Below are 20,830 nucleotides of genomic sequence, written 5' to 3'. Positions count from 1 at the left end.
CTGCCGTAAAATGGGGACAGTTTTAATTATTTCAAGAGTTTAAAATGAATAATGAATTACCTAATTCTAATCCAGATTCTCAAATTTTGCTTAATCAGATTATTCTTGATTATTTAAAAGAAAAAAAAATAAAGCGCAGATGGCGTTGGATGTCTCGCTTTGTTTTTATCCTGATTATTGCGATTACCGCCTACAAAATTTATTCCTACAGCAAAGATGACACGGGAAGCAATACCAAAGCTCATGTGGGCTTAATTGATATTAATGGTGAGATCGCTGATTCCAAAGTGGCAAGTTCTGATAATTTTGCCAAAGGTATGCAAAATGCGTATAAAAACAATGGATTGAAAGCCTTGGTTCTACGAATTAACAGCCCAGGTGGAAGTCCTGTTCAGGCTGAGTATATGTACAACACCATTAAGTATTATCAAGCCAAGCACCCCGATGTTAAAATTTATGCTGTTTGCGTAGATATATGTACTTCCGCCGCTTATTACATAGCCGTAGCAGCGGACAGTATCTATGCCAGTCCCTCAAGCCTGGTGGGATCTATCGGAGTTTTATACAACGGATTTGGTTTTGTTGAGGGGATGGAAAAAATAGGCGTTACCCGTCGATTGGTTACAGCCGGTTCGAATAAAGGATTTTTAGATCCGTTTTCGCCAATTACAGAGACACAGAAACAAAAATTGCAAACCATGCTCGATATTATTCATCAGCAATTCATTAACAGAGTGAAAGAGGGGCGAGGCAGTCGTCTTCATAGTGATGCAGATACTTTTTCTGGCTTGTTTTGGACTGGTGAGCAAGCATTGGCAAATGGTTTGATTGACGGATTGGGCAGCAGTGGGCAGGTAGCTCGTGAGATTATTAAAATTGACAGCATGATAGACTACACCCAAAAACAAAATTTCCTGGATAGGGTGACTCAAAATATTGGTACTGCAATGGCTGATGAGCTGCCTTTAAGCTTGGGGATTAAACCCGGTCTAAAATAGGGTTGATAGAACCGATTTCCAATTGAGCCTGGATTATTTGAAGGTCACAAAAATCAAGAAATGAATTTTGTGACCTTTACTTTAGATATGTAGGTACTCTAGTAAGGTACCAGTCAACATACCCTGATAAATTACTTCAAAGCAGGGGAAATAGTCTGAATCAGAGTTTTAAAGACTTTAGGCGTACCTGCGACTACATCACCATTTTGCAGAAAATCATCTCCTCCGTGAGTGTCACTGATTAATCCACCAGCTTCTCTTACGAGTAAAGAACCTGCTGCGATATCCCAAGGACGTAATCCCAGCTCCCAAAACCCATCAATACGTCCGCTGGCAACGTAAGCTAAATCAAGAGCTGCAGAACCTGTTCTTCTCACGCCTGCGCATTTACCCATTAGTGCTTCAAAAGTAGGCAAGTATCTTTGTGCAAGGCTCATGTTGCGGAACGGTACACCGGTACCAAGCAGTGATGCGCTAAGCTGCGTTTGTTTGGATACACGTATTCTTCTGTCGTTCAAGCGAGCACCGCGACCTCTGCTAGCAGCATAACACTCGTGACGCAGGGGATCATAAATAACACCATGTTCAATTCTATTTTTAATTTTCAAGGCTATGGAAACAGAAAAAAACGGAAATCCATGTAAATAGTTAGAAGTACCGTCCAAAGGATCGATAATCCATACTGATTCACCATCACCTTCCTGGAAACCACTTTCTTCTGCAAGAATACCGTGTTCGGGGTAGGCTTTGTGGATGGCATTGATTATGGCTTGTTCCGCCTTGATATCCACCTCGCTAAAGTATTCGTTGCTGTTTTTTTCGGTAATTTTCAAGCGATCTATTTGCTCCATGTGACGGATAATGATTTCACCGGCTTGACGTGCTGCACTGACTGCTATATTTAAAAGTGGTTCCATTGATATACTCTTTATCTACAAAATCAGCAATTCTACCACATTTTTTTTATACATAGAGAAGTCCAATCAATAAATGCTGTGATATAGTTACATAAAGTGTCAAATATAAGTTTTTTTTATGAAGTTAAGTTCTATTCGTATTGTATTGGTTGCTACCTCTCACCCTGGAAATATTGGCTCAACGGCTCGTGCAATGAAGACCATGGGGTTGTCATCACTTTATTTGGTTACGCCAAAATCATTTCCTGATTATAAAGCTAAGGAAATGGCCGCAGGGGCTGATGATGTATTGGAAACAGCTGTGGTGACTGACTCTTTGGAAGACGCTTTGAGTGGTTGTCAGTTGATTCTAGCGACCAGTGCCAGACCCAGAGGCATCTCTTTGCCAGGATTACTTCCTGCCTCCAGTGCGGAATTGATAAGCCAACAATCGGATAATACTCAGGTTGCGATTTTATTTGGTAGAGAGCATGCCGGCCTTACCAATGAAGAGTTACTAAAATGCCATTATCATATTAATATCCCCAGTAACCCCGAATACAGCTCGTTAAATCTGGCTCAGGCGGTTCAGATTATTGCTTATGAAATAAGAATGAACCTATTAGCTCCCAAGGCAGAGGTTGCATTGCGTACTGATGAATACGCAACTGCTGATGAAATCGAGCAGTTTTATGAGCATTTAAAAGAAGTGTTTATCGAGATTCAATTTTTAAAAGAAGCCAATCCACGGCGATTAATGCAGCGTGTTCGTAGATTATTTAACAGAGTCATATTGGAAAAAATGGAAGTCAGTATTCTACGAGGAATGTTAAGTCAAGTACAAAAATCGCTGGAATGGGCTGGCAAAAAAAACAGGAGTGACTTGGATGTCTAATCTGCCAATTTATCTGGATTACATGGCTACAACCCCGGTCGATCCAAGGGTTGTAGAGCTCATGATTCACTATTTAGGTCCTGACGGTCATTTTGGAAATCCGGCTTCGTCTACCCATATTTACGGAAAAACTGCAGCTATGGCTGTTGAGCGGGCTCGTTTACAGATAGCAGACGCAATCCATGCCTCAACTCAGGATATTATATTTACTTCTGGGGCCACTGAATCTGATAATTTGGCCATTTTAGGTGCAGCTCGCTTTTACAAAAACAAGGGCATGCATTTAATTACTATGAGTACGGAACACAAAGCGGTGCTTGATAGTTTCCACCAATTGGAAAAAGAAGGGTTTGAGGTAACCTATCTCCAACCCGAATCTGATGGTTTGCTTGATTTAAAAAAGCTCGAAGATGCCCTGAGACAGGATACAATTCTGGTATCTATTATGCACGTCAACAATGAAATAGGCGTGATCCAGGATATTGCCGCCATTGGTGATTTATTGAAAAATAAAGGCATTGTTTTCCATGTCGATGCAGCTCAAAGCGCTGGAAAGATTGCGTTGAATATGGAAAAGCTGCCTGTAGATTTAATGTCATTTTCTGCACACAAAATGTATGGACCCAAAGGCGTAGGTGCACTGTATGTGCGGCACAAACCTCGTATTCGATTACAAGCTCAGACTTTTGGTGGAGGACATGAAGGAGGCTTACGCTCAGGTACCTTGGCCACACATCAGATTGTTGGTTTTGGCGAGGCTTTCGCATTGGCAGAGCATGACAGAGAGGAAGAACAGAATCGTCTATTGTCTTATCGGCAGGAATTATGGTCTGGAATAAAGCATTTGCCTGGGATTCAGTTAAATGGCCATGCTACCCAGCGCATTGCAGGAAACCTGAATGTATCTTTTTGTGGACTGGACGGTGATGCATTGTTGCTAGCTTTGAGAGAGTTGGCTGTTTCCACTACCTCGGCATGTTCGTCGGCAAGCATTCAACCCTCTTATGTTTTAAGAGCGATTGGCTTGTCTGATGATTTAGCACAAAGTTCCATTAGACTGTCTGTGGGACGATTCACTACCAAGGAACACATTGGCAAGGTAATATCGGTAATAACGGAACAAATCAATCGCTTGCATGAAATGTTGCCTATATGATGTATAATGAAGTAGTGGAGCATTGTTTTTTTCACCCCCAACATGTGGGCGTTCTCGATCTGGACGATCCGCTGGTGGTGCGTTACACGGTAGAGCAACAAAAACCCAAAGTTATTATTGAGCTTTATATCCAGTGCCAGGTTAGTGGCTTTATTAGTCGGATTTGTTTTAAGGCAAGCGGAAGTCCTTTTGTGATTGCTGCATTGGAATGGTTGTGCCGGAATACCGAAGGCACCCATCTAATGCAACAAAAAACCATTGATTACCAGACGTTAATCAATGTACTGGAAATTCCTCTGAGCCAGTATCCTGTTGCTTTACTTGTAGAAGATGTTTATCAGGAAAGCCTGAAATTGATGCAACAAAAACTAGAGAGGTATGAGTCATGAGTGTGGTGGTACAACACGTCAGTAACACTGATCCTGGAATTACTTTAAGCGAATCGGCAATCAAACACCTGATTTCCTATTTAACGAAAAATCCTGATAATCATGGTGTGCGACTTTCTGTTAAAAAAACAGGCTGCTCCGGTTTATCTTATGTAGTCGATTATGTCAAATCACCTTTGGAAGGGGATGTGATTTTACCTCTGGCGGGAGATTACGTTATTTGCGTTGATAAGCTCAGTATTCCTTTTCTTAAAAATATGAATGTTGATTACGTGAAGCAGGGTTTGAACTATAAATTTGTTTTTAATAATCCAAATCAAACAGGTCAATGTGGCTGCGGTGAGAGTTTTACTGTTGGCTGATATCTGGTTTTACTTAACGGTCTGAATTAGCACCCTATTTTTCTATTGGGTATGGGTTTCTGCCTCATATCCGTCCACTAAGCAGGAACAAAGCGACGTTTTCAAAGCGTTGTGCAGTATTCCTGCTGCGTGGAATATTTCTTATCAGTGCATTCATTCACATTATCCTCTAATCTCTGAAAGGTTAATGATGAGTCAAGAGAAATAAAAAGTCATCTTTAAGTGCTTGAACAGCTGTCTCTTTAATAACATTGTTTGAACCTTAACCCCATGCTAGTATGGCTAAGTTAAATTATGATTTATTTGTTTCATATTCATTCTTTTATAAAAAATAATTGTGCCGAATGATGGATCTCGTTTCAATGAGGGAGGAGCTAACGTGTACGAATCAGGATTTTATAAAAGTGAAGCCATGTTAAAACCCTACTCAGAGCTCAAGTTTGAGAGGGCTGTTGGTACTAGTCTTATAATTATATCAGAGCGTCCTGCCCATTGTATCCTCGGATTAGTTATTGACCGGCAAAGTGACTATACCCTTACCCTGGCTGCCATTCCTTTAGTAACCTGCAGCGCCTATATTTTCTCGTTTACTAATTATGATGGTGTTGAAAAAGCAATCATTTATCATGCAACCAGTTGTGGCCCCAGGTTTGTCGAATGGATAGCATCACAAATTGCATCTGAAACCGATTTGTCTTCAGTATCTATTATTATCGCAACCCCGGGTAAAGGGGGAAGCAATCTGGGAAGGAATCTGGGAAGGAATCCTGATTATATAGATCTTAACGAAAAACATTTAGGCAGATTATTTAATGTCGGATTCACGAGTACGCCTCAGATTTTGTTTGATTGCAGTCATTACAAAATTACCAGCAAAGGCAAACACGGTGTTGACAAAGATATCGCCGATTTAGTGTTTAATAAAGTAACCCGCCCAGTAGCAAGCGCAGCTAAGCAAAGTGAAGCGTCCGTCCACGACGAACAACGGTGCAGTTGTTTTTTTCTCTAGGTGCACTGGCGCTACTCTCTTGCAACAGATTCGATTCCATGGCGTGTCCCGCTCAGATCCTGTATCACGTTCTTTTTTATTAAGATTATAAATCAGTGGGTGGCTATGTGAGTTTGCAGTATTTGCTGCTTTGTTTTGGTAACTCCATACATGACGTGGGGAGTTACTTGTTTTGTTACATCTACAATAAATCGCTAATGAATTGTTAAGATTGAACAAGAATAATATAATTATTTTAACAATCTTTTCAAATATGATACACTTCTTTTGCTTAATATTCCCTTAATAAATGAATATCATTGAAACAATGTTTACACTCTTTGAGATATTTGATATTATATCGTTCATGATGTTTGGTGCGTGGATTTACCGAACATAATTTTTATTCATTATTTTGTGCTAGGAGATTAAAATGAATGCAGTTGTGCAAGAAGTGGTTCAAGGTAACGAAGCACTGTCACATCAGGTTATTAACGCAGTGAAAGGTTATTTATCAAGTGTTGGCAGTAAAGACGCAAATCTTAATTTATATCAATTGATTGTTGAAGAAGTTGAAGCTCCTTTGTTCCGTACTGTTATGGAACTGACCCGTTACAATCAATCAAAAGCTGCTCGAGTACTTGGAGTAAGTCGTGGTACTTTACGTACAAAACTAAAGCGTTATTTTGATGATGAATTTATTGGAACTCGTGATTTCTAATTTGGATAGTTATTATTTAAATTTAGTATTTCTTTAGTAGTTTTCAGTATTTATTCACTATTATGTGTGGTCTTTAGCTGGGCACTCTGCTACCATTGGCAACAGAGTCGGTCAGGCAATCGCTCTTTGCTTTTGCAAAGGGAGGAAAGTCCGGGCTCCAAAGGGCAGGGTGCCAGGTAACTCCTGGGAGGTGTGAACCTACGGAAAGTGCCACAGAAAATATACCGCCCACATGCTTGTCGTGTTGAGATAACCTCTTAACACGATCAAAGTATGCGGGTAAGGGTGAAATGGTGCGGTAAGAGCGCACCGCACGATTGGCAACAGTCGTGGCAGGGAAAACCCCACCCGGAGCAAGACCAAATAGGAATCCATTTGACTGCAAAGTCATAACGTGCGGCCCGTACGGGATTCGGGTAGGTTGCTTGAGGCACACGGTGACGTGTGTCCCAGATGAATGATTGTCCGCGACAGAACCCGGCTTATCGACCGACTCCTCATACAGAATCGTTAACGTCGTCTCTCTTGAGATCGTCAAATTTTGCGGCCATTGTTGGGTTACCCTTGGTTAGCTTCTTAACCGTTAAATCTTCAGCTTTGTTGTTAGCAAGCCTGAGATTATTCTCGGAGCCCAGTAGAGCATCCTTAGTCTTTTGCAGATGATCAATTGTTTTGTCGATTTCCTCAATAGCCGTTTTAAATTTCCTGGAAGCCAATTCATAATTGCGGGCAAAACCGCTTTTGAACGCCTCGAGTTCATTTTCAAAGTTCGTGATGTCAATGTTTTGTTCTTTCACTAAAGCAAGCTCTTTTTTGTACAGTAGTGAATTTTGAGCGGCATTTCGGAGTAATGTAATGATTGGAATGAAAAACTGCGGTCTCACCACGTACATTTTTCGGTAACGATGAGATACATCAACAATACCGCCATTGTACAGCTCGCTCTCCGGCTCAAGAAGTGACACAAGAATTGCGTATTCACAATTCTTTTCATTTCTGTCTTTGTCCAGCTCTTTAAAAAAGTCTTCGTTCTTTTTTTTGGTAGCGGTTTGGTCGCTTTCGTTTTTCATCTCGAACATGATAGAGACGAACTCAGTCTGAGCCTCATCAAAATCACGAAAGATATAATCCCCTTTGCTACCGGTGCGTGAATCGTTGTCTTTTTCAAAATACGCTTTTGGAAATGCTGTTGCCCTAATGCGATTGAACTCGGTTTCACAATGTTGCTCAAGAGTCTCGCCAACCATCTTTGTTGACAGGCGAGCTTTCATATCACGCAGGCGCTCAATCTCGCTTTCACGATCTTTGATTTGGGTTTCATACTTCTCTTTCAGTGACTGTTCAACACGCTGCTTTTCGAGCTGCATTTGTATAAAGTCGTTTTTCAGCTTGTCCCTTTCTCGTTCAATGGTCAAAACGGCATCAGTCATCGCAATCTTCTGGGTCAGCTCTATAGATTCAATTTTCGCTTTCAACTCCTGAATTTCAACGTCCTTCATTGCCGCAATTTTTTGCCGTTCATTTACGAATTTTTCTTCGGCAAGTTGGGCGCTAACCTGATTCTCAAGCCGTGCTTGCTTGAGCTCATTGGACAGTGCATCACGCTCTTTTTCCAGGACATTGAGTGCTTCAGTCACCGCAAGTTTTTTTTGGATTTCACTGGCATCAAGCCTGGCCTTCAATTCCATGATTTCAGCATCTTTAGTTGCTGCGGCTCGTTCTAATTCGCTGGTAATTTGAGTCTTAGCCAGTTGTACTGCGTTAATCTTATCTTTTTCAGCCAACTCCAGCCGCTTATGTAACTGCTGCTCAAAATCTTTGTCACGAACCTGTTTCAGGATCTCTGCATACCCAGTCTCGTCAATTTTAAATGCCTTTTGGCAGTGTGGGCATATGATGTCATGCATAGTAATGTATCCTTTTTCAGATTCGTTATAATACTGACCCCAAAATAGTAAATCAGCCCTTAAGCAAGATGTTTTTTAACTAATGGGTTTATCTGTTCGGGGTTCGCTTGTCCTTTGGTTTGTTTCATAATTTGACCTACAAAAAATCCCAATAGTTTTTCTTTTCCGGCTTTATATTCTGCAGCCTGTTCTGGATATTGGCTGATGGTTTTAGTAATCAATTCCTCAAGAGCAGCACTGTTATCCATTTGTTGATGTCCATCTCGCTGGATGATGGCGTCAACATCTTTTTCCCCAGCCCATAGTTTAGCGAAAATAATTTTTGCACTGGTTGATGAAATGGTATTGTCTTGAATTTTATCTAATAAACGTGCCAAAGTCTGTGCAGATACAGGCGGGGTATCAAAAGACAATTGATGCTCATTGAGCGATGCCGCATAGTGCCCTTTTAACCAGTTAATAATAAGTTTATCTGGACTCTGAGTGCAGGATTTTACTGATTTATAAAACTGATACGCTTCAGGCGATGATAAGAGAAAATTAACATCTTCCTCATTTAACGAGGGAATTTCTTTTAATTTTTGAGTGATGTACTCGGGTAAATCTGGCAGGTTGCTTTTTATTTCAGCAATTTGAAAGCGTGGCACATGTATGGGTAACAAGTCAGGATCAGGAAAATAACGGTAATCGTTTTCGTTTTCTTTATCTCTCATTGCATGAGTGGAGTGAGTGTCGGGGTTGTAAAGACGTGTTTCTTGAATGATCTTTTGCCCGCTTTCGAGAACTTCCTGGTGTCTGGCTCGTTCGAAAGCTATTGCTTTTTCAATAAATCGAAAGGAATTGAGATTTTTAAGTTCTGTTCTGGTACCCAGAGTTGAAGAACCTTTGGGCTTAATGGATAAATTGACGTCGCATCTGAAGGATCCCTCCTGCATGTTGCCATCGCAAATGCCTAAAAATCGTACCAGTTGATGCAGTGTTTTTAAATACCGGATGGCTTCTTCCGCTGAATAAAGGCAGGGTGCGGTTACGATTTCTAAAAGGGGGGTTCCGGCTCGGTTTAAATCTATGCCCGTGTATTCAAGGTGCGCCTCATGCAGGGATTTTCCTGCGTCCTCCTCAAGGTGTGCTCTTACAATCTCAACATGTTTATATTGACCATCTGCTAACTCTATTTTGAGTTGTCCATTACTGACTACAGGTTTTTGGAATTGGCTAATTTGATATCCTTTGGGCAAGTCAGGATAAAAATAATTTTTTCGTTCAAATACTGATAAGTCATTAATGTCTGCATTGATTGCCAAACCAAATTGAATGGCCATGACCAGTGCTTGTTGATTTAATACAGGCAATACCCCAGGTAGTCCTGCGTCAATAAAACAGGTTTGTGAGTTTGGCTCTGCGCCAAAAGCGGTAGATGCACCTGAAAATAATTTGGATTGTGTTTTTAACTGAGCATGGACTTCAAGCCCAATTACGGTATCCCATTCCATAAATCACCCTTTATTGTTTGGGCTGGCAAGATGCCAGCGGGTATGTTGTTGATACTGATGCGCCGTGTTCAGCAGACGGGCTTCACTAAAATGTTTACCCATTAATTGCAAGCCCACAGGAAGCCCGTCGGCAAAGCCTGCCGGTATGGACAAAGCAGGTAATCCTGCAAGATTTGCGGCTACGGTAAACACATCGGCCAGGTAATTTTGAATGGGGTCAATATGATGATTTCCCAGCTTAAAGGCACAGGTTGGGGTGGTTGGTCCAAGAATAACATCTACGGAATTCAACGAAGCGGTTAATTCTTCCTGAATTAATCGTCTGATTTTTTGGGCTTGCAAGTAATAGGCATCAAAATAACCAGCAGAAAGGACATGAGTTCCGGTAAGAATTCGGCGTTGTACTTCAGCGCCAAATCCCTCACTGCGTGACTGTGTTATTAATTCAATGAGATTGGCTGACTTATTACTGCGGTGTCCAAATCGGATACCATCATAACGAGACAAATTAGATGATGCTTCCGCACAAGCAATAACGTAATAGCATGGTACCCACAAGGATTGCAGGGATAAATCCATTTCAATTATCTGTGCTCCAAGATGCTTAAATACCTCAACCGCATCCAGGATAGCCTGTTGTATCCCTGCATCCACTTCAGGTTGGAAGAAACAGGAGGGAAGGCCTATACGCAAATCATTTAACGGTTTATTGAGTTCAGCAATATAATCGGGAAGAGGGTGTTCTACTGATGTTGAGTCTTTGGGGTCAAAACCTGCGATCGCAGGTAAAATCACAGCTAAATCTTCGGCGCTTTTCGCCAGAGGTCCTGCTTGATCCAGGCTGGATGCGTAGGCAACCATGCCGTAGCGTGACACCAATCCATAGGTCGGTTTGATTCCACTAATCCCACAAAAAGCCGCAGGTTGGCGTATGGAGCCACCTGTATCAGAACCAAGGGCGAAGGGTGCAAGACCTGCTGCAACTGCTGCGGCTGAACCGCCTGAGGAGCCGCCAGGGACTCTGTTATGATCCCAGGGATTTTTTACCGCCCCAAAATAACTGTTTTCGTTAGCTGAGCCCATGGCAAATTCATCCATGTTGGTTTTACCCAGGAGTATTGCACCTTGTTGATTGAGCTTGGTGGTAATGGTTGCATCATAAGGCGCTTGAAATTGAGCTAACATGCGTGAACCGCAGGTTGTCTTCATGGTTTTTGTACAGAAGAGATCTTTCAGTGCCATGGGTATTCCAGTCAAAGATGTTCCTTGACCGTTTTTTATTAAATCATCAGCTTGCTTTGCTTGCTGGAGTGCGTATTCGGCATCAAAATCGATGAAGGCATTCAAATGAGAGTGTGCTTTTATTTTATCGATATAATGTTGTGTTAATTCGTGACTGCTGAACTCGCCTTGACGAAGCGCTTGGGCGAGTTGAATAAGGGAGAGTTGTTCCATAATTATTTACCGGATTCCAAAACTTTAGGGACTAAATACAGATTGTCTTCAAATAACGGAGCAATTGCTTCTAATTCGGCGATACAATCGGTTTCGGTTACTTCATCTGTTCTTAACCGTTGATGTAATGCAAAAGGATGAAAAAGAGGGGCAACGCCTTTGGTATCAACTGCGCGCAATTGATCAACAAAATCCATAATAGAACTGATTTCTTGAGTTAGCTGTGCAGTATGATCCGTATCAATTTCCAAGTAAGCCAAGCTTGCGATGTGTTCTAAATCTTTAGTAGATAGTGTCATGATGGCATCCCAATCAAAAGTTCCTCATTATAGCGAGATTGTGATTAAAATGAAGTGCTGGACGCTCCAGGAGGTGAATAATAAAGAATTTGTTTCCTGTGACACGTTTAACTAAATCGCTTTATTGCAGAAGGATTTAATTAAAGTAGAATGAGTGGCAGTTTATTATCAAAGAGTACGACAACCATGCTACAGCATTATAAAACCCAGGGCGGCGTTCATGTCGAGTTTTCGCAACATGCGCTTGATTATCGTGAAGGTATTGAGTCATTACTTGAGCGCATTGATTCCCACAGAGGCGCACTGTTTGCCTCAAGTTTTGAGTTTCCTGGGCGTTATACCTGTTGGGATATTGGGTTTTACAATCCTCCTCTAGCGATAGCGTGCAAACAAAGTCTCATAACACTGGAAGCGTTAAACCAGCGGGGAGAGGCTTTATTAGCCTTTATCTGCCCTTTATTATCCGCACAGGAATATTTGGACATCATAGAACAAACCCATGTGTTGTGCCGTTTGAGTATCAAATCCTCGCAAAAGGTGTTTAGTGAAGAGGAGCGAAGCCAGCAGCCTTCTGTGTTTAGTGTGATTCGTTTGCTCCTTGCTTTTTTTAAATCAGAAGAAGACCATTATCTCGGTTTATACGGTGCTTTTGGTTTTGATTTAATTCATCAGTTTGAACAATTGACCTTGCATAAAAAAAGAGATGATCAACAAAGAGAAATGGTACTTTATTTACCTGATGAAATTTACATAGTAAACCATCGTAAGGAAGAGGCTTTTCTGCGCCGTTATGATTTTCAATTTCAGGGTAAATCAACTCAATCTTTAGCTCGAGATGGGATATACGCACCTTATCAACCTTTAAATAAACCGCAAAAAGACTGTGATCATGCTCCGGGGCAATATGCTCAGGTAGTCGAAAAAGCAAAAGAACGTTTTGCTTGTGGTGATTTGTTTGAAGTTGTGCCCAGTCAAACTTTTTATACTCATTTTACCGAAAAGCCCTCTTCATTATTCAGCAAAATGCGGCTTAGCAATCCATCTCCTTATGGTTTTTTTATTAATCTGGGAGAGGGCGAGTATTTGGTGGGTGCTTCTCCTGAAATGTATGTGCGGGTTCAGGGGCGGCGGGTTGAAACCTGCCCTATATCTGGAACCATAAAACGAGGTGCAGATGCGATTGAGGATGCAAGAAACATTCAGTGTTTATTGGATTCCGAAAAAGAAGAATCAGAATTGACCATGTGTACCGACGTAGACCGTAATGATAAATCACGGATTTGTGAGGCAGGTAGTGTCCGAGTGATTGGACGTCGTCAAATCGAAATGTACTCTCGACTAATCCATACTGTAGATCACGTTGAAGGCATTTTAAGGGATGAATTTGATGCCGTAGATGCTTTTTTAACGCATATGTGGGTAGTGACGGTAACCGGTGCACCTAAAATTTGGGCAATGAACTTTATAGAGCAGCATGAACAATCGCCTCGCAAGTGGTATGCCGGTGCTGTAGGTTGGTTTGGTTTTGATGGGAACTTGAATACGGGACTTGTGTTGCGAACTGTTCGAATTGAACAGGGCGTTGCCGAGGTTAGAGTAGGAGCTACTTTGCTTTATGATTCAGTTCCTGAATTAGAAGAGCAGGAAACCCGTTTGAAAGCGTCCGCATTTTTGGATCTTCTGAACAACGCTGAGCCTTTACATCATAAAAAAATCATAAATCTGCCTAAGACTGGCCATGATAAAAAAGTGTTGCTTATTGATCATCAAGATTCTTTTGTTCATACTTTAGCAAATTATTTACGTCAGACAGGGGCTGCGGTTAGTACTGTTCGTTATGATAATGCCCTTAATTTTTTAAAAAATAATGCCTATGATTTGGTCGTCTTGTCACCAGGGCCAGGTAAACCGACTGATTTTAACCTGTCTGAAACCATTAAAGAGATCCTTGACCGTCATATCCCCATCTTTGGTGTTTGTCTTGGTTTACAAGGCATAGTAGAACATTTTGGTGGTACTCTTGATGTGCTTGATTATCCCATGCATGGTAAATCATCCCAGATTTCGGTACTAAAACCTGACGGTTTGTTTCGTGGATTGGGTAATTCCTTCAGGGCTGGAAGATATCATTCTCTTTATGCCCGATTAGCTGCATTACCTAAGGATTTGCTGGTTACTGCAATGAGTGATGACGGCATAGTGATGGCTGTATCTCATAAGCATCTTCCTGTGCATGCGGTGCAGTTTCATCCCGAAACAATTTTATCACTAACACATCAGGCAGGTCTTAAAATTATTGTTAATTTAATGGATATGGTGAAATCAAATGGATAAAAAGATACTCATTCTTTATGCTGTATCTATAGTTTTAGGAGTAATAACAGGATTTTTTGCTTCATTATTTCAATTGGCTATTGCCGGATTGGTCTCCTTGATGAATTCATTTTATGGTTTTATTAGTACTACAGCTCTTCCTGAAGGGTTGATTAGCGCTTTAGTGACCATGATTATGGTTTTAGCAGCTTTTCTTTTAGTAAGGCATTTTGCTCCAGAGGCTGCAGGAAGTGGGGTTCAAGAAATTGAAGGGACTCTTTTGCACGTCCGTCCAATATTTTGGAAGCGATTAATTCCTGTTAAATTCATCGGAGGCGTACTGTCTATTTCTGCACATATGGTGATGGGGCGTGAGGGGCCAACCATTCAGATGGGCGGTAACCTTGGCGAGATGCTTGGGGATTTACTTCACCTTTCCCGACAAAGAAAAGATACGTTAATTGCAGCGGGCTCAGCCGCCGGTCTTGCCGCAGCATTTAATGCACCGCTTGCCGGGGTATTATTTGTGATGGAAGAGATGCGCAACCAGTTTAACTATTCGTTTACGAATTTTAAAATGGTCATCATCTGCTGCGTTATGGCAACAATTACCTTGCATCTGATTATAGGCTCTGAACCGGCGATAAAAATGGAACTGTTTGCCTTACCCAGTTTGCAGGCTTTGTGGTGGTTTTGCCTTTTTGGCATTGTGGTGGGATTTGTGGGCATAGTGTTCAACAAGTCTTTAATGGGAATACTTTGTCTTCTGGATAAACTTAATCCCAGAGATAAAATAGTGTATGTCTGCGCGGTTGGATTTTTAGTTGGTTACCTGGTCTATATCCATCCTCAAATGGTTGGCGGCGGTTATCAAATTATTAATCAGGCTCTAAGCCTGTCTCCCGCCTTTGGGATTTTGTGTTTACTCATTGTTGTTCGTTTCATTACGACTATGCTGTCTTATTCAACAGGAATTCCGGGCGGAATTTTTGCTCCCATGCTCGCATTGGGCACGTTGCTTGGTTTGGCTGTTTACCACCTTTTTGGCTATTTGAGTATTGATTCGTCCATTCATCCGGGTATGTTTGCGGTGGCTGGCATGGGGGCTTTATTTGCTGCCTCAGTGCGCTCCCCGATCACCGGCGTTGTTTTGGTCGTGGAAATGACGCAAAACTATTCGTTGATATTGCCTTTGATGATTACCTGCATTACGTCAACCACCATAGTGCAATTAGCCGGAAATGAGCCTATTTACACGCAATTGTTAGAACGTACGTTACGCTTAGGCTCACAAAACAGTAGGGATAAATGGAACAGATCTCAAGGTTAAGTCATGTATTAGAATTAATGACTGCTCTTTGCCTGGCGAGTAAGGATCACAATTTTTCCAAAATGTTTTCCTTCTTGCATGCGTGCTTGAGCTTGTTCTATATCCTCGAGATGAAATTCAGAATCGATTAAGGGTTTAAGCTCCTGTCTATGTAAAGCGTCATTCCAGTGTTGATGAGCCAGCCTCCAGAGTCTGGATTTCTCTTTAATGCTTTGCGACCGCAAAACAAATCCGATAATGTGCAATCTTTTGCGCATTATCAGAGCCAGATTGCACTCAACGCTACTTCCCTTAAGGCAAGCAATCTGGATTAATTTTCCTTTGGGTTTTAACAAATGGAGGTGCTTGTTAAAATAGTCTCCGCCTATGAAATCAATAATCAGGTTAATGCTGTGATCTTCTACTAAATTTTCGAAATCTTGTTCTTTATAATTAATCACCTGATCTGCTCCTAATTCAAGAGCCTTAATCCTTTTACTTTCATCACCCACTGTGGTCACTACTTTTGCTTTGGTGATTTTGGCCATTTGAATTGCCAAGGAGGCAATACCACTTCCTGCGCCATGAATTAATAAAGTTTGCCCTTTTTTCAAAGAACCCAGATCAAAAAGAGTGGCGTACACGGTGGTTAGTGCCTCAGGTAGGGCAGCTGCCATAGAATAGCTCCAGTCAGGAGGAATGATATGCGCTAATGTTGACTCAACAGGACAATAGGTTGCGTAGCCACCACTGGCAACAAGACCATAAACCCTGTCACCAGGTTTAAATTGTTTAACCTTGGCACCAACAGCAATGACTTCTCCAGCCACTTCAAGTCCAGGAATATCGGACTCACCTTGGGGAGGGGGATATTTACCCAATCGTTGCATTAAATCAGCTCTGTTTAATGCGGTTGCATGAACTTTAATTAGTATTTGACTGGGAGTGAATTCTGGTTTTGTTCCTTCGGTCATTATTAATTGACTGTTAGAACCAGGATTGTTGATGTGAATGTAGCGCAAAAGTATCTCCCTACATGAACGAAATTGATTGGATAATTTATAGCAGATTATCTGCATAAGCACTCGCAAAATGATTCAAAATAACTATATAATCATTTTTTGGTACAACAACATTAACCCCTACATGGTTGGCTAATGGCAAAATTTAATCATCAAAGTATCTACGCTTGGCTTTTTATAGTACCGCAACTGCTCATCACTTTAGTGTTTTTTATCTGGCCGGCCTGTGGTGCTCTGGTGCAATCTTTTTTTTATACCGATGCTTTTGGTCTGCATCAGCATTTTGCCGGATTGAGTAATTTTTCTGACCTTTTTAGCGATCCAGGTTATCTTAAAGCCGTTTGGGTTACCTTTGCGATTGCATTTAGCGTCACTGCGATTACCATGATTTTTGGTTTGTTAATCGCCACTTTAGTGAATAACAGGAGTACAAGTCAGGGAGTGTATAAGTCGTTGTTAATTTGGCCTTATGCTATAGCTCCTGCTGTTGCTGCAATTCTCTGGCGTTTTTTGTGTCACCCAACTTTAGGTTGGTTAACCCAGGTTTTACACTCCTTGGGAATTCCGTTTGATTATGTGAATAATGCCAATCAAGCCTTGCTGGTTGTTATATTAACTGCAAGCTGGCAACAATTTAGTTACAATTTTTTATTTTATTTTGCGGCTTTAAAAGCTATTCCACAAACGGTTATTGATGCTGCGATAATAGACGGTGCTTCATCATGGCAAAGATTTTGGCAGATTATTCTGCCACTGTTATCGCCAACAACTTTTTTTCTCTTGATTATGAATTTGATCTATGGTTTTTTTGATACTTTTGGAATTATTCAGGTAATGACTCATGGTGGCCCGGGTAACAGTACAACCAATCTAATGTACAAGGTGTATGAGGATGGCTTTGAAGGAATGGATTTGGGAAGTTCCTCCGCTCAATCTGTGTTATTGATGATCATCGTTATTGTGATTTCATTGGTTCAATTCAAATATCTGGAAAAGAAGGTACATTACGAATGAATCATTTAAATCGGGTGTTATCTCATGCTTTTTTAATTATTTTTACTCTTTTCATGTTCCTGCCTTTGTATCTTGCTCTTGTTGCAGCCAGTCATGAAGGTTCGGCACTAATGCAGTCACCGCTTTCTTTAGTTCCCGGGATTTCATTTATTAAAAATTTGAACGTCGTCTTAACTGAAGGAATGACCGTAACTGGTGGAGAACCTATTACCGGGATGTTATTTAACAGCCTGTTAATGGCTTTGTGTATTGCGTTCGGAAAGATAATACTGGCTTTAGGCTCGGCCTTTGCCTTGGTCTACTTTGATTTTCCTTTCAAAAAACTGTGTTTTGCATTGATTTTTGCAACCATGATGTTACCCGTTGAAGTAAGAATAGTACCTACTTTTCAGGTTGTTGCATCATTTGGATTATTGAATTCCTTTACTGGATTATCATTACCGTTGCTCGCATCCGCTACAGGTACTTTTTTGTTCAGACAATTTTTTAAGACTATTCCCAAGGAACTTGCTGATGCTGCCAAGCTTGATGGTGCAGGCCCTGTACGCTTTTTTTTCGATATAGTCTTACCTTTATCTCGCACACAAATTTCCGCATTATTCGTTATATTGTTTGTGTACGGATGGAATCAGTATCTCTGGCCATTGGTTATTACTACCGAAACCAAAATGGCGACCATAGTTATGGGGATTCGTTATCTTGCGGGCGTCGCAGATCAGGTTCCACAATGGCACTATATCATGACCGTTGCGCTTATCGCTTTAATTCCACCCTGTGTGGTCGTCTTGTTCATGCAGCGTTGGTTTGAAAAAGGGTTGAACTAATTATGGCTACAGTTGATTTGATTGATGTGACAAAAACAGTAGGAGCCACATCCATTTTGCATCAGTTAACACTGAGTATTAAAAAGGGCGAATTTATGGTCGTTGTTGGACCATCAGGTTGTGGTAAATCAACCCTTTTGCGGCTTATAGCCGGACTCGAACAGTTAAGTTCTGGAGCGGTGTTAATCAATAATCAATGTGTTAATGACATGCCTGCAGCCAAAAGAGATATGGCAATGGTGTTCCAAAATTATGCGCTATATCCGCATATGACGGTATTTGACAATATGGCCTATGGATTAAAAATGCGCAAATTGAGCGCTTCCGATATTCGCCAAAGAGTAAGCGATGTAGCCAAGCTGCTGCATTTGACTCCTTATTTGCAACGAAAACCGCAGGAGTTATCGGGTGGTCAAAAACAAAGAGTTGCTATGGGACGAGCTATAGTCAGATCTCCTGCTGTCTATTTGTTTGATGAGCCTTTATCAAACCTGGATGCCAAATTACGCACGGAAATGCGTCATGAAATTAAAAAATTACATCAACAATTCAATACCACCAGTTTGTATGTGACTCATGATCAAACAGAAGCAATGACCATGGCAGATAGAGTTTTGGTATTGAATCAGGGCAGGGTAGAACAATTAGGTACTCCTCAGGAATTGTACCAGACCCCGGCGACCGAATTTGTCGCAGGGTTTACCGGACATTACCCCATTAATTTTTTTACGGGCGTTTTTGACAAAAAATCAAAAACCATTCAGACTGAAATGGGAATTGATTTTCCTGCACCGCTTTGGACAGACACGGTAGATGATCATGACGTACTGACTCTGGCAGTCAGACCTGAGCATGTTTTGCATTCTGCCTCAAAAAACGCTCAATCTTTAGAACTGAACATTGAATTTATAGACGATATGGGTGCGGACAAACTCGTACAGGCAAAGAGTATTAATAATGGCAAACGGGTTACTTTACGTCTACCTGCAGATCATGCTTTATCTGATGGACAGATCTTTGTAGAGTTGCCTAAAATGAAAGTACATGTTTTTCACCAAAAAACAGGTAAACGTATTGGAGAATGGTGTGGCGAAGAAAGACACTAAATTAAAACCTATTGATACCCCGGTTTACAGCTATTGGTCAGCGCTTTATATGTCTTTTTATGCAAAGAGATTATACATCGATGTAGGAAAACGCTGGCGGGGTACTGGCCTTCTTTATCTTTTACTGGTGATTGCACTTGCAGTTATTCCTTATTCTTTGAAAATGAGCAGGGAGTTTAACACCGATTTTAATGAGCGGCTTATAGCTCCTATACTTTCTTTGCCCACTCTTTACATTCAAAATGGTGAGCTCAATTTTGATAAGCCTATGCCTTATTTTATTAAAAACGATAAGGGACAGGTCTCAGTTATTATTGATACCACGGGAGTGGTAAAAGAATTTACCAAAGAATTTCCTTATTTGACTTTATTGATTAACAAAAAAAGCATGTCTGTAAAGATGATTTCTCCATCTATAATGACTTTGAGTGATGACCAAACACTCCATGGTTCTGTTATGGTACAGCCCTTTGATAAAAATATGAATATGATGTTTGATGGAAAAACGATTATTTCCAGTAGCTCCATTTACGGATTGAAATATGCAGCCCAGTTGATTATTTATCCCGTTATCGTTGCAATTTTTTACTCTTTATTTGTTATCTTTTTCCTTGTTCTTGCTTTTTTGGGGCAAGTTTTTTCCAGGGTGTTTTTTTCCTTCAAACTTAAATTCAAAGAATCTTCACGTTTATTCATGGTAGCATCTACCCCCATGGTGTGTGTGCTTTTGACGTTTATGACATTAAACGCAGTATTTTACGGATTTGGATTTATTTTGTTGGCGTTGCTTGGTCTGTATTTTAGTATTGCCATCAGAGCATTTCGCTCTGACAGTACCAAAATGGTGGCATAATGAGGGATTTAATCCATTTTGCGCATGGCAATGGATTTCCTTCTTTGTGTTACAAGCAGTTTCTGGATCAGCTGGCTGTTGTTTTTGATGTCTGTTACCCTGATATGATAGGACATCATCCCGATTATCCTGTGACGGAAAACTGGCATCATCTTGTTGATGAAGTCATAGACAGTGTGGAACAACAAGCCAGGCAGAAAGTGATTGCGGTTGGCCATTCCCTTGGGGGCGTTTTAAGTCTTTTGGCTGCCATTGAACGCCCTGATTTATTTAAGGCGGTTGTGTTGCTGGATTCGCCTTTACTTGGTCGTTTTAAATCAAGTATGGTTCATTTAGCCAAGGTACTTGGTATTATTGACCGAGTGACTCCAGCATACCGAACCAAAGGAAGAAGGACCTACTGGCAAGATCATGATCAATTACTGCGTTATTTGAAAACCAGGGATTTATTTAAGACGTTTACTGATGAGTGTTTGGATGATTACATCAAGTATGGTCTGGATTTAAAAGAGGATGGGTATCATTTGAAATTTGACAGGCATATTGAATCTCAAATCTACAGAACTATTCCTCATGTCATTCCACGCTTAAAAGGAAGATCACGAGTCCCTGCTGCTCTGATTTATGGAGACAGCAGCACGGTTATTGATAGTTTCGACGTTCGCTACATGCGACGGTATTTTCACATTAAAAGCGTTCAAACCAAAGGAACCCATTTGTTTCCAATGGAACATCCAAAGTCGGTTGCAAAACAGGTTATTGACGTTGTAGATGCTATACTTCATAACCAAAAGTTATATTTTTAATTAGCTGATAATAAGGAGAGCATT

General features: G+C 40.9%; 20 protein-coding genes and 1 other RNA gene. 15 read left to right on the top strand and 6 right to left on the bottom strand.

Features of this window, described 5'->3' with window-relative positions; all coding sequences use genetic code 11:
- Positions 1 to 44 precede the first annotated feature (44 nt).
- Positions 45 to 998: a S49 family peptidase gene (locus Lwor_RS11530; RefSeq protein WP_058494037.1), complete on the top strand. Its 954-nt coding sequence runs from the start codon at positions 45 to 47 to the stop codon at positions 996 to 998.
- A gap of 131 nt (positions 999 to 1,129) precedes the next feature.
- Here the strand turns inward: Lwor_RS11530 and Lwor_RS11525 are convergent, their stop codons facing one another.
- Complete coding sequence (locus Lwor_RS11525; protein ID WP_058494036.1) at positions 1,130 to 1,915, bottom strand: inositol monophosphatase family protein; 786 nt, start codon at positions 1,913 to 1,915, stop codon at positions 1,130 to 1,132.
- A 118-nt stretch (positions 1,916 to 2,033) separates the two neighbouring features.
- Here Lwor_RS11525 and trmJ point away from each other — a divergent pair, with 118 nt between their 5' ends.
- The 7 genes from trmJ (at position 2,034) to rnpB (ending at position 6,906) form a co-directional block, all read left to right on the top strand.
- On the top strand, positions 2,034 to 2,789 hold the full coding sequence (gene trmJ / locus Lwor_RS11520; RefSeq protein WP_058494035.1) for a tRNA (cytosine(32)/uridine(32)-2'-O)-methyltransferase TrmJ: 756 nt from the start codon (positions 2,034 to 2,036) through the stop codon (positions 2,787 to 2,789).
- Positions 2,782 to 3,945 (top strand): IscS subfamily cysteine desulfurase, encoded by a 1,164-nt coding sequence (locus Lwor_RS11515; RefSeq protein WP_058494034.1) that lies wholly within the window; start codon positions 2,782 to 2,784, stop codon positions 3,943 to 3,945. Before trmJ ends, Lwor_RS11515 begins: the two co-directional genes overlap by 8 nt.
- Positions 3,942 to 4,334, top strand: coding sequence for an iron-sulfur cluster assembly scaffold protein (locus tag Lwor_RS11510; RefSeq protein WP_058494033.1), 393 nt, complete (start codon positions 3,942 to 3,944; stop codon positions 4,332 to 4,334). Before Lwor_RS11515 ends, Lwor_RS11510 begins: the two co-directional genes overlap by 4 nt.
- A complete protein-coding gene (locus tag Lwor_RS11505) occupies positions 4,331 to 4,696 on the top strand; it encodes a HesB/IscA family protein (RefSeq protein ID WP_058494032.1) in 366 nt (121 codons plus the stop codon). Before Lwor_RS11510 ends, Lwor_RS11505 begins: the two co-directional genes overlap by 4 nt.
- Positions 4,697 to 5,075: 379 nt before the next feature.
- On the top strand, positions 5,076 to 5,705 hold the full coding sequence (locus Lwor_RS11500; RefSeq protein WP_058494031.1) for a hypothetical protein: 630 nt from the start codon (positions 5,076 to 5,078) through the stop codon (positions 5,703 to 5,705).
- A gap of 412 nt (positions 5,706 to 6,117) precedes the next feature.
- The gene (locus tag Lwor_RS11495) at positions 6,118 to 6,405 is read left to right on the top strand and encodes a helix-turn-helix domain-containing protein (protein ID WP_058494030.1); all 288 of its coding nucleotides are present in this window, start codon (positions 6,118 to 6,120) and stop codon (positions 6,403 to 6,405) included.
- A 103-nt stretch (positions 6,406 to 6,508) separates the two neighbouring features.
- Positions 6,509 to 6,906: RNase P RNA component class A (gene rnpB, locus Lwor_RS11835), an RNA gene on the top strand.
- Here the strand turns inward: rnpB and Lwor_RS11490 are convergent.
- Genes Lwor_RS11490 through gatC form a run of 4 tightly spaced genes read right to left on the bottom strand, consistent with a single transcriptional unit; the run spans position 6,903 to position 11,559 of the window.
- Entirely contained in the window at positions 6,903 to 8,312 is a 1,410-nt protein-coding gene (locus Lwor_RS11490; protein ID WP_058494029.1) for a DUF2130 domain-containing protein, read from the bottom strand. The genes rnpB and Lwor_RS11490 overlap by 4 nt on opposite strands.
- 59 nt (positions 8,313 to 8,371) lie before the next feature.
- The gene (gene gatB, locus Lwor_RS11485; protein WP_058494028.1) at positions 8,372 to 9,805 is read right to left on the bottom strand and encodes an Asp-tRNA(Asn)/Glu-tRNA(Gln) amidotransferase subunit GatB; all 1,434 of its coding nucleotides are present in this window, start codon (positions 9,803 to 9,805) and stop codon (positions 8,372 to 8,374) included.
- A gap of 3 nt (positions 9,806 to 9,808) precedes the next feature.
- Entirely contained in the window at positions 9,809 to 11,260 is a 1,452-nt protein-coding gene (gatA, locus tag Lwor_RS11480; RefSeq protein WP_058494027.1) for an Asp-tRNA(Asn)/Glu-tRNA(Gln) amidotransferase subunit GatA, read from the bottom strand.
- Positions 11,261 to 11,262: 2 nt separating this feature from the next.
- Positions 11,263 to 11,559, bottom strand: coding sequence for an Asp-tRNA(Asn)/Glu-tRNA(Gln) amidotransferase subunit GatC (gene gatC, locus Lwor_RS11475; protein WP_058494026.1), 297 nt, complete (start codon positions 11,557 to 11,559; stop codon positions 11,263 to 11,265).
- Between the two features lie 186 nt (positions 11,560 to 11,745).
- Here gatC and Lwor_RS11470 point away from each other — a divergent pair, with 186 nt between their 5' ends.
- A complete protein-coding gene (locus Lwor_RS11470) occupies positions 11,746 to 13,893 on the top strand; it encodes an anthranilate synthase component I (protein WP_058494025.1) in 2,148 nt (715 codons plus the stop codon).
- Entirely contained in the window at positions 13,886 to 15,202 is a 1,317-nt protein-coding gene (gene clcA / locus Lwor_RS11465) for a H(+)/Cl(-) exchange transporter ClcA (RefSeq protein ID WP_058494024.1), read from the top strand. The genes Lwor_RS11470 and clcA overlap by 8 nt, the downstream gene beginning before the upstream one ends.
- A gap of 14 nt (positions 15,203 to 15,216) precedes the next feature.
- Here clcA and Lwor_RS11460 read toward each other — a convergent pair whose 3' ends face one another.
- The gene (locus Lwor_RS11460; RefSeq protein WP_058494023.1) at positions 15,217 to 16,203 is read right to left on the bottom strand and encodes an NAD(P)H-quinone oxidoreductase; all 987 of its coding nucleotides are present in this window, start codon (positions 16,201 to 16,203) and stop codon (positions 15,217 to 15,219) included.
- Positions 16,204 to 16,338: 135 nt separating this feature from the next.
- On the opposite strand from Lwor_RS11460, the gene Lwor_RS11455 reads away from it, so the two are divergent.
- The 5 genes from Lwor_RS11455 to Lwor_RS11435 are packed head-to-tail and all read left to right on the top strand — an operon-like array spanning position 16,339 to position 20,806.
- Positions 16,339 to 17,217: a carbohydrate ABC transporter permease gene (locus Lwor_RS11455; RefSeq protein ID WP_058494022.1), complete on the top strand. Its 879-nt coding sequence runs from the start codon at positions 16,339 to 16,341 to the stop codon at positions 17,215 to 17,217.
- Positions 17,214 to 18,041: a sn-glycerol-3-phosphate ABC transporter permease UgpE gene (gene ugpE / locus Lwor_RS11450; protein WP_058494021.1), complete on the top strand. Its 828-nt coding sequence runs from the start codon at positions 17,214 to 17,216 to the stop codon at positions 18,039 to 18,041. The genes Lwor_RS11455 and ugpE overlap by 4 nt, the downstream gene beginning before the upstream one ends.
- Before the next feature lie 2 nt (positions 18,042 to 18,043).
- Entirely contained in the window at positions 18,044 to 19,147 is a 1,104-nt protein-coding gene (locus Lwor_RS11445) for an ABC transporter ATP-binding protein (RefSeq protein WP_058494020.1), read from the top strand.
- Complete coding sequence (locus Lwor_RS11440; RefSeq protein WP_058494093.1) at positions 19,128 to 20,000, top strand: DUF1189 family protein; 873 nt, start codon at positions 19,128 to 19,130, stop codon at positions 19,998 to 20,000. The genes Lwor_RS11445 and Lwor_RS11440 overlap by 20 nt, the downstream gene beginning before the upstream one ends.
- On the top strand, positions 20,000 to 20,806 hold the full coding sequence (locus Lwor_RS11435; RefSeq protein ID WP_058494019.1) for an alpha/beta fold hydrolase: 807 nt from the start codon (positions 20,000 to 20,002) through the stop codon (positions 20,804 to 20,806). The genes Lwor_RS11440 and Lwor_RS11435 overlap by 1 nt, the downstream gene beginning before the upstream one ends.
- Positions 20,807 to 20,830 lie beyond the last annotated feature (24 nt).

It is taken from the genome of Legionella worsleiensis (assembly GCF_001467535.1).
Taxonomy (GTDB): Bacteria; Pseudomonadota; Gammaproteobacteria; order Legionellales; family Legionellaceae; genus Legionella; species Legionella worsleiensis.
This window is presented reverse-complemented; position numbering and strand designations above follow the sequence as displayed.

What these genes read in the sequence shown, in the direction of transcription:
- gatC (WP_058494026.1), bottom strand. Translation starts at nt 11,559, where the DNA reads ATGACACTATCTACTAAAGATTTAGAACACATCGCAAGCTTGGCTTAC.
- Lwor_RS11530 (WP_058494037.1), top strand. Translation starts at nt 45, where the DNA reads ATGAATAATGAATTACCTAATTCTAATCCAGATTCTCAAATTTTGCTT.
- Lwor_RS11445 (WP_058494020.1), top strand. Translation starts at nt 18,044, where the DNA reads ATGGCTACAGTTGATTTGATTGATGTGACAAAAACAGTAGGAGCCACA.
- ugpE (WP_058494021.1), top strand. Translation starts at nt 17,214, where the DNA reads ATGAATCATTTAAATCGGGTGTTATCTCATGCTTTTTTAATTATTTTT.
- gatB (WP_058494028.1), bottom strand. Translation starts at nt 9,805, where the DNA reads ATGGAATGGGATACCGTAATTGGGCTTGAAGTCCATGCTCAGTTAAAA.
- Lwor_RS11525 (WP_058494036.1), bottom strand. Translation starts at nt 1,915, where the DNA reads ATGGAACCACTTTTAAATATAGCAGTCAGTGCAGCACGTCAAGCCGGT.
- clcA (WP_058494024.1), top strand. Translation starts at nt 13,886, where the DNA reads ATGGATAAAAAGATACTCATTCTTTATGCTGTATCTATAGTTTTAGGA.
- Lwor_RS11470 (WP_058494025.1), top strand. Translation starts at nt 11,746, where the DNA reads ATGCTACAGCATTATAAAACCCAGGGCGGCGTTCATGTCGAGTTTTCG.
- Lwor_RS11505 (WP_058494032.1), top strand. Translation starts at nt 4,331, where the DNA reads ATGAGTGTGGTGGTACAACACGTCAGTAACACTGATCCTGGAATTACT.
- Lwor_RS11455 (WP_058494022.1), top strand. Translation starts at nt 16,339, where the DNA reads ATGGCAAAATTTAATCATCAAAGTATCTACGCTTGGCTTTTTATAGTA.
- Lwor_RS11435 (WP_058494019.1), top strand. Translation starts at nt 20,000, where the DNA reads ATGAGGGATTTAATCCATTTTGCGCATGGCAATGGATTTCCTTCTTTG.
- gatA (WP_058494027.1), bottom strand. Translation starts at nt 11,260, where the DNA reads ATGGAACAACTCTCCCTTATTCAACTCGCCCAAGCGCTTCGTCAAGGC.
- Lwor_RS11490 (WP_058494029.1), bottom strand. Translation starts at nt 8,312, where the DNA reads ATGCATGACATCATATGCCCACACTGCCAAAAGGCATTTAAAATTGAC.
- Lwor_RS11515 (WP_058494034.1), top strand. Translation starts at nt 2,782, where the DNA reads ATGTCTAATCTGCCAATTTATCTGGATTACATGGCTACAACCCCGGTC.
- Lwor_RS11510 (WP_058494033.1), top strand. Translation starts at nt 3,942, where the DNA reads ATGATGTATAATGAAGTAGTGGAGCATTGTTTTTTTCACCCCCAACAT.
- trmJ (WP_058494035.1), top strand. Translation starts at nt 2,034, where the DNA reads ATGAAGTTAAGTTCTATTCGTATTGTATTGGTTGCTACCTCTCACCCT.
- Lwor_RS11495 (WP_058494030.1), top strand. Translation starts at nt 6,118, where the DNA reads ATGAATGCAGTTGTGCAAGAAGTGGTTCAAGGTAACGAAGCACTGTCA.